The following is a 12,643-nucleotide window of genomic DNA, read 5'->3' as shown; positions in this document are numbered from 1 at the left end:
GGTCGGCCACAGGCTTGCCGACGCCCGAAGTCGGCCGCGTCGCACCGTCCCGATCGGTATGTGAAGGCGCAGAACACCAGGGGGATACATGACTCGTCAGCACGGTCCGCGGTGTGATTTCTGCGGGCGGACGGTGTCGGCCGTACGGCCGTGCCCGGCACCGAGGAGTGTCCTGTGCCGGTGAACCTGCCCGAACGCATCGGCCCTTACCGGCCGATCCGGCACCTCGGAACCGGCGGTATGGGCACGGTCTACTACGCGATCGACCCCGACAGCGGACGTCCCCTCGCCGTCAAGGTCCTTCATCAGGGCTTCGCCGACGACCCTGCACACCGGGCCCGCTTCCGCCGAGAGACCACTACGCTCCGCCAGGTCACCGGCCCGTACCTCGTACCGCTGGTCGACGCCGACCCCGACGCCCCGCTGCCCTGGCTGGCGACCGCCTACGTGCAGGGCAACACCCTGCATCAGCACGTCCGGGAGGCCGGGCCCCTGCGCGCGGACAACCTGCTGACCTTCGCGGCGGCCGTCGCCCGCGCTCTGGCCTGCATCCACGGCGCGGGGGTTGCCCACCGCGACCTGAAGCCGACGAACGTCCTCCTCGCGGCCGACGGGCCCCACGTCGTGGACTTCGGCATCGCCCACCACCTGGACGCCACCGCCATCACCGCCACATCGGTGACGACCGGTACTCCCGGCTGGATGGCACCGGAGCAGCTCACCGACGGCACCACCCTCCCGGCCTGCGACATCTTCTGCTGGGGGCTGCTCGTCTCCTACGCCGCGGCAGCGGCCCACCCCTTCGGAACCCCTACCGGGATCAACCACCGCATCGTCAGCGCCGCGCCCTCGCTCCAGGGCGTGCCCGACGCCCTGCTGCCCCTCGTCCGTGACGCCCTGCACAAGGATCCCGGGCAGCGGCCGAGCGCCCCGGAGATCGCCGAGAGGGCGGCCGCCGTGTACGGGCCGACCGGGACCGTCGTCTTCCCGACCATGGCCTACACACGGTCCTTCGAACGGGCCGAGACCGCTGTCACCGTGCCCCTGGGCAGCATGCGCTGGAACGTCCCGTTGCCCGCCGAGCCCTCCTCCGACGGGGAACCCCCAGGCGAGGGACCCGTGAGCGACGAGGAGGCCACGGCTCCACCGGCGGTCTCAAAGCCTCCTCTTCCGCAGGCGTCCGGAGGGACGACGCCCTCGTCGACCGCACAGAACGCACGCCGGGACGTTCCCCTGGTCCCCCTTTCTCCGTACGTCCCGGCCTCGCTTCCCGCTGCATCGGCGGCCGCACTCGCGGGGCGCCGTGCGCGACGGCGTCGGGGCGTCCTCTACACGGTGGCCACCGCCGCGGTGCTGGGCGTCGTGGGCGGTGCCGTGGCGGCCGGCAACAGCGGGCCCGGAGCCGCCGCCCGACCCCCGGCCGCAGACCCGACGTCCGAGCCGAAGCGGACGGCGCCGCGCCAAACCCCGGTCGCCGTGACTCCCTCCCCGTCCGAGTCCCCGAGCGCCGAGGAGGCCGCCGTACAGGAGCCGGAACCGGTGGACCTCTTCGGGGGCCTGCGTGTCACGCTCCCCGCCGACGCGAAGCTGGAGTATTCCGGCTCGGGCGACGAGGACGCGGCAGATGGATCTTCCTGGGACACCTCGGATAGCTCGGACACCTCGGAGACTTCGGAAACGACCCCCGCGACCAGCGCTGACTTCACTCTGCCCGGGGACTCCGACACCGGCATGCACCTCTTGTACGCCCCGGACCTGACCCTGGACCAGATCAAGGAGGGGCAGAAGGACTCCGGCTCCATGTGGTCCGTCGAAGGCGAGGACAGCGACACCGTCACGGACGAGTCGGTGGTCTCCGTGAAGGACGAGCCGCTGACCGACGTCGGCGGCAAGAAGGCCATGAGCTGGACGTTCGGCACGGATGTGCTCCCCGACTACGACGGCTCCCGCAAGAACAGCCACCGCGTGTGGTGGCTGCCCTACAGCAAATACCTCCTCTACACCTACGGGAAGCACGACAAGGTCGCCGAGGCCGCGGTGGACGAACTGATCGGGGGGATCGGCTTCAAGACCACGAAGATGCCGCGCGACTGCGCCGACGCCGTCGTGGGCCTGGACAAGGCCGCCGCCAGCGGTGAACAGACGGATGACCACGGCGCCCTCACCAACTGTTACGACGCCGCGGTGAACGGCGCCGAACAACTCGATCCGGGGACGGTGCACACCAAGACCGAGGCCGCGTGCGTCGCCCTTGCCCAGGCCTACACCGGGTACGGTTCCTACCCCGGGTACGACGAGGCGAAGGCTTACAAGGAACTGCGCCCCTGGTGCGACATCCCCGGAGAAGTCCGCAATCCGCGCCTGCCGGACTGGGCTTCCTGACGCCACGACGGCCCCACCCTGTCAGTCGACGGTTCCGGTCACTTCCCGGAACTTCGGATCGCCTGGCGGGGGCTGCACGAGCATTGCCCACACCGTCTTTCCGGAGGGTGAGCGCGGCTCCGTGCCCCAGCGGTCGGCGAGTGCGTCGACCAGGATCAGGCCGCGGCCCGTCCCGTCGTCCAGGCCGCGTTCCGGGCGGATCGCGGGCCGGCACTCGCCCCGGGTGTCGCTCACCGCGATACGGAGGGTGCCGGTCGCGTTGTCCAGGGTCAGCGCCAGCAGGAAGTCACGCCCCTGGACGCGGCCGTGCAGTGCCGCGTTCGACGCCAGCTCCGCGACGACGTGTTCCGCCCGCTCGATGATTCCGGGTGACATCTCCCAGGCGATCAGGCGCTCCATGGCCAGGAGCCGGGCGAGGCGGGCACCCCGGCGGGTGGAGGAGAGTTGCTGCGCGAACGTGAAGACAGTGTCGGTGAGCTGGGGAGTGGCGGCGTTCATGGGGCCACCGTGGCGGGCGTGCGGGTGCGTGCGCCAGGAGCGCGGCTCGTACGCTGCGTCAGCGTACGGGCACGTTCGGTGGACAGTACGTGGATCTCGCCGTCACTGTGGGTGCTGTCGATCGCGGGGACGCGGCACGCTACGTACGCACCTGGAGGTGGCCGCGTATGACGGACAGCGGTGACGGGACGGCATGCGACTGGGAGCGCGAGCCCGACCCCTCCGACAGTCTGCGGACCTTCGGGGCCGTCGTCCAGGCCCTGCGCGAGCACGCCGGGCTCAGCCGGGTGGACTTCGGGGCACGGGTTCAGTTCTCCAAACACACCGTGGAGTCGGTGGAGTTGGGGCGTCGCATGCCCGACGAGTCGTTCGTCGAGCGGGCAGAGGAGGTGTTGGGGAACACGGGGGCGTTGCGGAAGAGCTCCGAGTTCGTGACGCGGGGGAGGGGCGATGTGGGGCTGGCGGCCTGGTTCCGGCAGTGGGCCCGGCGGGAGCGGGAGGCGGTGAGTCTGTGCACGTACGAGTGCAGGCTGGTGCCCGGGTTGTTGCAGGCGGAGGGTTACGCGCGGGCGCTGTTCGAGAACCGTCTTCCGCTGCTCACGGACGAGCAGTTGGAGGCCCAGATCGAGGCGCGGCTCAAGCGGCAGACGTTGTTGCACGAGCGGCCGACTGTGCCGTTTCACTTCATCGTGGAAGAGGCCGTCTTTCGGCGCAGACTGGGCGGTGTCGAAGTGCTGCGCGGCCAGTTGGACCACGTGCTTGAGCGAACGGCGTCCCGCAACGTGACGCTGCAACTCATGCCGGTGGATGCAGAGTTCCATGCTTGCATGGACGGTCCCGTACGGCTCTTGGAGACACTGAAGGGGCACCGGCTGGCGTACTCCGAGGGGCAGGAGAACGGTCGGTTGATCTCCGACCCGAAAGAGGTGAGTCTCCTCCAACAACGCTATGACACTGCGCTCGCAGGCCCTGAACCCCAAAGACTCGCGGGGTCTGTTGGAGAGACTGCGAGGAGAGCTATGAGTACGACGGAACTCGCCTGGTTCAAGTCCAGTTACAGCGGCAGCTCGGGGGACGACTGCGTCGAGGTCGCCCTCACCGAACAGGCCGTCTGCGTCCGGGACTCCAAGGATGTGACGCATCCTCACTTCGCCGTCGGGCGTGAGGAGTGGTCGCGGTTCGTGGGGTTCGCGGCGGCGCGGGACTGACAGAGGCCGGCCGTGGGGCGAGTGGTTGATGGCTCGCCCCACGGTGTGGGTCGTCGACGCTCGCTCAGCCTTCCCCGTCATGTTCTTTTTCTTCCCGGCGCAGGCGGCGGGCTCGCTCGGCGATCTCGCTGGAGAGCCTCCCCTTGACCGAACTGGCCCGGTCGAGGCTCACGGTGCCGAGGCTTCTGGCGGCACCGACGCCCTTCGCTCCCGTCTCAAGCGCCTTGTCCTTCACCTCCGCTACCGCTTCCCCCCATCTTCTCGCCTCCGACGACTGGCGACCGGACTCGATCCCGAGCCGCGCGCGGAAGTCGTGGACGCCGGTCACCACATGGTTGCTCGACTGGACCACCACCGGGGATTTGGTCGGGTGCAGCAGCACCTTCGAGTTGGCCGCGTCGGCAGCAGCTTTTATCCGGGCCACCAGACGCTCGGTGCTCCGCGAGATGAGATCCAGCCGGTGCTGTCGGGCAGTCCGAAGCCCGAGGCGGTGCTGGTCCAGCTGATCCGGATGCGCGTCCAGCACACGGTCGAGTTCGAGCACGGCGACCGCGTCCTGCAGTTGGAAGCAGCGAGCCAGAACAGCGAGCCACTCCCGAACCTTGGGTTCGACTTCCCTGACCGCCGCGGAGAGATCACCGATCTTGGGCGTGCTCTCCAGTCTCTGGGTGAGAGCGTCGATTTGACGCAACGCGTACGCCTGGGTCTCCGCGATCGTCGTCGGCGCGGTCTGCACCTTGGACCACGTGACCTCGGAGACTCGGCCCACCTGCTCCCGAATGGTCATGGTCTCCTCGATCACGAGGTCCATGCCGATCATGCGGGACAGTGCAGCGTCCTTTTGGCCGCGGAGCACGTCGTCGACCTTCTTGTCGATCGTGGCGAGGTAGTCGGTGATCTCCTCCATGGTCTGCTGCATCGAGGACTGCGACATGAGCCCCGCGACACCAGCCAGACGTGCGGGGTTGGTCAGAAACGAGCCGACCCCCTTCTCGATTTGAAGCCAGTTCTTGATCGAGCCGGGTTTCCCTATCATCGCGTGGCTGATGCCTGGTGTCTTGGTTTTCATCAGCCCGTACTTCTTGACACGCTCCGCGGACTCCACGGTCAGCTTCACCCAGCGACCGGAGTTGGCGGCAATGTCCGAACTTGCCTGCGCGACTGTGGCCCCGGTGCCGAAGACGGACTTGAGCTGGTGCACCCTGAGGTCCTTCGACGGCAATCTCTCCGAAACGAGAAAGCGTTCGACGTCCGTCGCGTTCCCGATGACCGCCAGCCCGTCGCCGTCACTGATCAACTGGATCTCGTTGTCCAACGCCTGCTCCTGAAGTGTTTATCGCAGTTGGGAAGTAGTCGGGATGCGTCCGGGGGTTACCAGGCCGACCAGTGACCCCCGTCTGGACCTTGCAAGTATCTTTGTGGAGACGCGACATCAGCACCCCGGGAGAGGGGCTCGGTCAGGCGGGGTGGCGGGGTCCGTGGCCGGGGGGCGGGGTGAGGGTGGAGGTGTAGTTCTCGCCGTCGACGAGAGGGTTCTCCAGGGTGAGGCCGGAGGTAGCCATGCGGTCGTACTCGGTGAGGACCAGGCGCTTGGTGCGGTACTCGCCGTACTTGGCGATCTCGTTGTTCTTGAGGCCGCCGTTCTCGGTCTGGAAGGACTCCAGGATGTAGTCGGCGTCCGCCGCGGAGACTCCGTAGAGGTGGAGGAAGTAGGCGTCCAGCTCGGCGCGGAGTTGGGTGCGGCGGGCTTCATTCCAGGTGAAAGGGGCGCCGACGTCGCCGAGGTCCTTGGCTAGTGGGCGCATATCCCAGGCGGTGTAGACGAGTTCAAGGGTGCGAGGGGTGAGGAAGGGTGTGTGGGCAGCCAAGCCGTCGGGGTGAGGGACGGGGAGTTGTTTCCAGACGAATAGCGCCATACTGATGGCTCCGACCTTCTGGCGGGAGACGTAGTCAAACACCAGCGAGCTCTGAGCAGAGACGAGTGCTGCGACAAGCTCTGCCGTGACTCGGGGGAACATCAGCGGGAACTTATTTCCAACGGCCACCTTTGGTAGAAATGCAGGAATCGCTGTCCGCTCATCTGTTGTCCGCGCGACATCGCGCCATCCCAGGAGCCATTCCCGCTCCCACTCCAGCTCTTCGAGGCGCAGGTCCACACCCGCGACCGTGACGTCCTTGCCCTTACGTGTGGTTGGGATGCGACCCGCTTCCTGGATCCAATGGCGAGGCTGCGTCACACCGTACGGATTGTTCTTCTCTTCCAGCGGGACGCGATCGTAGTCGTCGTTGCCCAAGCCGTAGTAGCGGTTCCAGCGGTGATCGAAGATGTGTGCCATTTTGCCGTCATAGAGCGGCAGCATTCGCTCGCCGTCCCGCACGAAGATGTTCCCTTCCAATTCCCATCCCGCTGTCTCCAACGTGATCCGGTCGCGAAACAAGTCGGAATCGTCTGTCAGATGGAAAGGTGTTGGCTTGAAAGTGATGCGCCATGGATTGCCGTCCGCGCGGCCCTCTTCTGCCAGGACCTGTACACGACGATGGATGGCAACCGTGACGTCGGCGTCCCTACGGGTTCGGAACACGGGCAGGGTGCCTGTGTTCGGGTTGATGACGGCGATTTCGTCGGCCGCAAGCGCGAATACTGCCCTGCTATCAGCGAGTTCATCGGGATGGCCGAGGAAGAACGCAAAGCGGGCGGAGGGCTCTGCCAAGCCGCGACCTGTGAGGGAGAGCAACGCGAATTGATAGCTGGAGTGCACTGCGGGAAAAAGCTTTTGCCGCCTGCCGTTTTCGAAGTCGTACAGGTGCTTCACCGCACCTCGTTGAGTCAGGTCCTGAAAAAGGAATTGCGAACCTGCGGTAGTGGCGATCTGGGTCGGCACGACTGTTCCGCAGCGGCCTTCGGGGGCAGTGATCGAAACGAACCGCTCGGTGAAGAGCTGGTCGGTTTGAAGCGAGGTGACGCCCTTGACGGATAGCCCCTTGCGCAGCTGTGGATATACCCCTGAAGAGCCCAGAAACAGGAAGGATGACTTCAATCGCCGCCGGTCCGCATAGTAGCGTGCGCCTTCCACAGCGTGTTCGGCGGCCCACTCGACGATCGCTTTTCGCCGTGCAGTTCCGGAGATAGCGGCGATGCTGGGTTCGACCACGCTGAAATATTCCTGGTCTTTAAAATCGACCTTGTCCCACGGCGGATTCCCCAAAACGCAGTCGAACCCACCAGCCCATCCCGTCACCGGATCAACCCCTGGCGCCGACGGACTGTCAGGCACGGTGAAGACCTCGGGGAACTCCAAGTACCAGTGGAAGAAGCGGTATTCCTGGCTCAGTCGCACGATCTCCTCGTGGGTCTCAGCCAGCGCGCCCTTGCCCTCGGACGACTGGAGCGACAGGAAGACGCGCTGGGTCACAGGCGACGGCGCGGCCTCCGTCTGTTCCCACATGAAGGCGGCGCACCACGCGTCGGCGATGTGCAGGGCGTTGAGATACGTGGGGGACTCGGCCCACTCGTGGTAGCGGTCGGCGAGCTTGCGGACCTGGCCGAGCTTGTCCGTGGGGGAGTCGTCCAGGAGGCTGCGCAGCTCGGAGGCGAACGCGGTGTTCGTGACGCTCACCGACTCGTCGACGGCGGCGTCCAGCGTGACGATGCCCTTGTGCTCGTCCTTGTTGCGCTTGAGCCACTCCCGCGCCACCGACGCGTCGTCACCCTCGACGACCTTGAACGCCGCCTCCGGAATACCGCCCCGCAGCAGTGCCGGCGTCGCTCCGATCAGCCCGTTCCCGAGCTTGACGTGCGCGTCGAGGAAACCGAGCGCCTTGCCGGGCTCCAGGGCCTCCATCCACAACGAGACCTTGGCAAGCTCAACCGCCATCGGGTTGAGATCCACCCCGTACACACATCGCGCGATGACCTCGTGCAGCGCGTGGCGGACACTGTCCGGGGTGGGCTCCGGTGTTTGCTCCCGTACCGCCGCCACCCGCTTGGCAATACGGCGCGCGGCTGCGACGAGGAAGTGCCCGGACCCACAGGCAGGGTCGCAGACAGTCAGGGTCAGCAGTTCGGAGGCCACCGTCTCCCGTGCGGCCTCGTCCGTCTGCTTTGCCTCGACGGCCCTCTTCTCACCGCGCTCCTGAGCCGCGTCTATCACCGGGTCGAGGGTGGAGTCGAGCAGGACGTCGACCAGCGAACTCGGCGTGTAGTACGAGCCGGTCTTCTTGCGCTCGTTGCCCGCTCGGGGCACCAACTCGAACGTACGGTCCGCGCCGGGCTCGGGCACGAGGTCGAGGAGGGATTCGTAGATCGCGCCCAGTTCCTCGGCGTCCAGGGTGCGGTAGTCGACCGTCCGCCAGCGCTTTGCTTCCGTGTCGCGGACGATGGCGAGGTGGCGTACCGCAGCCAGCAAGTGGACGTTTGCGAGAGACAGCTCCCGCAGAGGCGCGTCGGCCGGTGTGGCGTCGAAGAGGCCGCCCAGACCCGGCAGACCCAGCTCGGGCAGGCCCTCCTCCTTGCCGAGGGCGTCGAGGACCAGGCACAGCGCCTCGTACCGGTCGGAGTGCGAGGTACCCCGACGACGGCGGGACTGCTCGCGCAGCCTGGCAGTGGAGAAGTAGTCGGCGTACCGCTTGCGGACGTCCTCCGGTGTCCTGGGCGGGTGCAGGGCGTCGCGGTCCTCGGCTACGAAGACGAACAACAGGCGGTAGACCAGGCGCAACAGGGCTGCGTGATACGTATGGCGGTCGAGGTTCTCGCGCAGGGTGCCGTTGGCCGGGTGCTTGAGGAAGCCCGTACCCAGCTCCCTGATCGCGAGCCGTACGCCCTCGCTGATGTCGTCCAGGAAACGTGCGCCGAGACGGATCGCGGCGTCCCGCCAGACTTCCAGCCAGCAGGTCCACTGCGTACCGCCAGCGGGGCTTTCGAAGCGGGAGGCGTGCAGGAGCCGGTACAGGACGACGAACTCGCTGAACAGCTCACCGTCGAAGATCGCTTCGAGGTCGAACTCGACGTACGAGGCCGTGGCGAGCGCGTTCGAGTCACGCAGCAGACGGAGCTGGCGGCCGTTGGTGAGTAGTGCCCACAGATGAGGTTCGGTGCGGTTCAGGGCTTCCTGGAGGAGCGACTGGGGAGCCGGGGAACCGGCGCCCTGGTGCTTGTCCAGCTTGACGTTCCAGGCGGTCACGTGGACCAGCGTCTTGTCCCGGCGGTGGCTGATCGGGAACGTCTTCGTGCCGTCGTCGGAGACGATGCCCCCGGAGCCGACCGGGGACAGGTGCCCGAAACCGAGCGCTTCGAAGAGGGGCTCCACCCAGTTGGTGCGGGCGTAGCCGGTGCTGTCGGGGCGGACGGACGCCTCGGGCTCGGCGGGGAGCTTTTCTCGCAGCTCACGCCAGAGCGACTTGAGGTTGTCCCACTGGCGCTCCGCCTCGTCGCGCACCGAACGGGAGCCGGGAATGCGGTAGTCGGCGGGGGCGAGGCCCCGGAGGTCCTTGGTGACCTTGCCCTCGGAGATCCGTACCAGCATGTCGGCGGGCAGCAGCCCACCGACCGTGTGGACAGCGGTGAACACCTGGTGGCGAGTGGTGGCGGACATCAGGCGGACACTCCAGGAGCAGCGGCCGGGGTGGCGGCAGGGGCGGCGGGCAGGTAGACGTAGACGCCGAGAACGTCGGCGGCCTTCTGAACGGTGACGGACAGGCCTCGGACGATCTCGCCCGACGCCTGGCGCACCCGGCGGTGCGAGGCGTCGAGTTCGGTGGCCAGTTCCTCGCCGTATGTCTCCAGATGGCCGGTGACGTCCGGGAGTTGGGTGAGCAGGCGCGTCATCGTGCGTTCGGCGTAGTGCCGGTCGGTGCTCTCGGCCGCTGTCGCGTCGAGGAGGCCGCGTGCCTGCTCGGGCGACAGCCACTCCGCCTTCCTCGGCGAGCCCTCGAAGGCGATCAGCCGGGCGTCCTCCGCCACCACCTGCTTCTCGCCACTGCGGGAGGGCAGTGTGAGGTGGAAGCGGTAGCGGACCAGGAGCAGGGTGGTGAGGGTGCCGACCGCGTCCGTGGTGACCACACCGCAGCGGCGGGCCGGGCGGGCGCCGTCCGCCTGGGTGTCCAGGGCGGCGTTCAGGACGTGGGACGCGAGGGCGCCCACGACCGGGTCCGTCCGCACCAGCGCCGCTTCACCCCTCGCCACCGCCGGGTCCGCGCGGAACGGGATCGGGCGGTCCTTCTCGATCACCTCCGCGCCGACCGTCGGCGCGAGCGCGTCCCGCAGGCCGATGGGCGTGCCGCCCACCTGGGCCGTGAAGTCCTCGCCGTCGCCGCGGAGCACGGCGTTGAGGGCGCCCAGGGACTCCCGTACGAACGTGTCGATCTCGCCCGCGCCGCCCAGTGCCTCGCGGATCGAGGCGACCTCGCGGGCCACCTCCTGCGGGCGGACGGAACGCTGGGCGAACCGCGAACGCGAGGCCTTCTCACGTTCGGCCGCCGAGTTCCAGTCGCTGTCCAGCTTCTCCGTGCTCACCTTGAACGCGTCCGCGCTGAACAGCGCGTCCTGGTCGTCGCGGCCCCGCATCAGCAGCCATTCGACGATCGCGTCCGTCACACCCGTCGACAGCTCGTCGGGCACGGAGACGGAGATACCGAGGTCCTTCTTGATCTGGCGGTGCTTCTTGATGAGGACTTCGAGGACCTTGCCGTCGATGCCGTTGTCGTCGCCGTACAGGGTGATGACACGGACCTGGTCCTTGCGCTGGCCGTAACGGTCGACGCGGCCCTCGCGCTGGTCGTGGCGCGTCGGGTTCCAGGCCAGGTCGTAGTGGACGACGGCGTCGAAGTGGTGCTGGAGGTTGACGCCTTCGGAGAGGCAGTCGGTGGCGATGAGGACACGACGGGCGGCGGCGTCCGGGCCGGCCTCCTCCGCGAGCTTCTCGATGCGCTCGATGCGCTGCTGCGGGGAGAGCGTGCCGGTGACCGCCTTCACGACGGTCTTGGCGCCGAGCGGGCCGCGCCTGCCGGACTCCTTGTCGTTCTCCAGCTGGGCGGCGAGGTACTCGGCCGTCGGGATGTAGCGGCAGAACACGATCGGGTTGTGGCCGTCCGCGAGGAGCGCCTTGAGGTGCTTGATCAGCGCCTTGAGCTTCAGGTCCTTGTCCGGGCCCTCCAACTGCTCCGCGATGTCGGCGAGTTCCGCGAGGTACGGCCGGCGTTCCTCGGCCGTCTCCGCGCCCGGCGCGACGTCCATGCCCTCCATCGCGTCGCTGTCGGCCGCGTCGCTGTTGAGCGGCGCGCCCAGCTTGTCGGCCTCCTCCGCCGACGCGGCGATCGCCGCCGCCGAGCGGGTGCGCAGTGTCTGCGCGGCGGCGCGCGGGGACGACACCAGCGAGCGGAGCAGCGCGATCGCCGACCACCAGGCGATACGCGCCTCCCGCTTGCCCTGGCTGCCAGCCTCCTCCACGCGCTCACTCGCGTACGCGATCGCGTCGTCGAGCAGGGCCCGGTACTCGGGCGACAGCTTGTACGTCTCGTCCTTGAAGTAGCGGTCCGACGGGAACGCGGTCCGCTCCGCGAGGGAGTCGTCGCTGAGACCGTCCTCCTTGGTGAGGTACTGGCGTACGTCCGCCCGCTTGCGCGCCACGAAGTGCTGCGCGAGGAGCTTCCTGCCCGCCTCCGAATCCAGGCTCACGTGCGCCAGGTCGGGCTTGACCAGGCCGAGGAGGTTGCGGAACGCGGACTCCTTGCCGCTGTGCGGCGTCGCCGTGACGAGCAGCAGGTGCCGGTTCTCGTCCTGCGACACGCGGCGCAGCAGCTCGTAGCGGAGCTGGTTCTGCGAAGCCGTCGAGGTGTCGTCGGCGACCACGCAGGTGTGCGCCTCGTCGACGATGACCAGGTCGGGGCAGTGGCGTACGAAGTCGTCGCGGTGGCGCGGGGACTTGATGAAGTCCGTCGAGACGATCACGTGCGGATACTTGTCGAAGAGAGACTGGCCCAGGTCCAGGCCCCGTTCCAGGCGGGAGACCGTCGAGGAGAGGACCAGCTCCGCGTCGATGCCGAACTTCGTGCGCAGCTCCTGCTGCCACTGCTCGGCGAGCGCGGGGGAGCAGAGCACCGCCAGGCCCGTCGCCTCGCCCTGCGCGAGGAGTTCGCTCGCGACCAGGCCGGCCTCGATCGTCTTGCCGATGCCGACGTCGTCGGAGATCAGCATGCGGACCGTCTTCTGGCGCAGCGCCATGAGGAGCGGCACGAGCTGGTAGGCGCGCGGCTCCACCGCGATCCCGGCCAGGGAGCGGAACGGGCCCGCGCCGGAGCGGAAGCCGACCCGCAGCGCCGTACGCAGCAGACCCGCCGCACGCTGGTCACCGAGGTCGCTCGGCTCCGGCGGCGCGAACTTCGCCTCGTCGACCGTCTCGAACGCCGGGAACACGGCGGCGATGTCGTCGTCCGAGCCGCCCAGCGGACGCAGGACGAGCAGATCGGGCTTGCTCTCGGGGAGCACCACCCATTCGCGGCCGCGGGCCTTCACCAGGGAACCGGCGGAGTACGTGAGTGCCATGTGAGTCTTCAAGTCC

At 68.0% G+C, this 12,643-nt stretch carries 6 protein-coding genes and 1 pseudogene; 3 read left to right on the top strand and 4 right to left on the bottom strand.

Annotation, left to right across the window (positions count from 1 at the left end):
- The first annotated feature begins 174 nt into the window (after positions 1-174).
- On the top strand, positions 175-2,382 hold the full coding sequence (locus N4G66_RS26120) for a serine/threonine protein kinase (protein WP_261706639.1): 2,208 nt from the start codon (positions 175-177) through the stop codon (positions 2,380-2,382).
- 21 nt (positions 2,383-2,403) lie between these two features.
- On the opposite strand, the gene N4G66_RS26115 is transcribed toward N4G66_RS26120, so the two are convergent.
- Entirely contained in the window at positions 2,404-2,880 is a 477-nt protein-coding gene (locus N4G66_RS26115; RefSeq protein ID WP_261706638.1) for an ATP-binding protein, read from the bottom strand.
- 167 nt (positions 2,881-3,047) lie between these two features.
- Here N4G66_RS26115 and N4G66_RS26110 point away from each other — a divergent pair.
- A pseudogene (locus N4G66_RS26110) lies at positions 3,048-3,903 on the top strand (helix-turn-helix domain-containing protein).
- Entirely contained in the window at positions 3,900-4,088 is a 189-nt protein-coding gene (locus N4G66_RS26105) for a DUF397 domain-containing protein (RefSeq protein ID WP_261706637.1), read from the top strand. The pseudogene N4G66_RS26110 and the gene N4G66_RS26105 overlap by 4 nt, the downstream one beginning before the upstream one ends.
- A 64-nt stretch (positions 4,089-4,152) precedes the next feature.
- Here N4G66_RS26105 and N4G66_RS26100 read toward each other — a convergent pair whose 3' ends face one another.
- From N4G66_RS26100 to N4G66_RS26090, 3 genes are all read right to left on the bottom strand, one after another.
- Positions 4,153-5,403: a hypothetical protein gene (locus N4G66_RS26100; protein ID WP_261706636.1), complete on the bottom strand. Its 1,251-nt coding sequence runs from the start codon at positions 5,401-5,403 to the stop codon at positions 4,153-4,155.
- A 142-nt stretch (positions 5,404-5,545) separates the two neighbouring features.
- The gene (locus N4G66_RS26095) at positions 5,546-9,679 is read right to left on the bottom strand and encodes an Eco57I restriction-modification methylase domain-containing protein (protein ID WP_261706635.1); all 4,134 of its coding nucleotides are present in this window, start codon (positions 9,677-9,679) and stop codon (positions 5,546-5,548) included.
- Positions 9,679-12,627 (bottom strand): DEAD/DEAH box helicase, encoded by a 2,949-nt coding sequence (locus N4G66_RS26090; RefSeq protein WP_261706634.1) that lies wholly within the window; start codon positions 12,625-12,627, stop codon positions 9,679-9,681. The genes N4G66_RS26095 and N4G66_RS26090 overlap by 1 nt, the downstream gene beginning before the upstream one ends.
- Between the last annotated feature and the right edge of the window lie 16 nt (positions 12,628-12,643).

Source organism: Streptomyces rhizosphaerihabitans (assembly GCF_025399795.1).
In the GTDB taxonomy this organism is placed as follows: Bacteria; Actinomycetota; Actinomycetes; order Streptomycetales; family Streptomycetaceae; genus Streptomyces; species Streptomyces rhizosphaerihabitans.
This window is presented reverse-complemented; position numbering and strand designations above follow the sequence as displayed.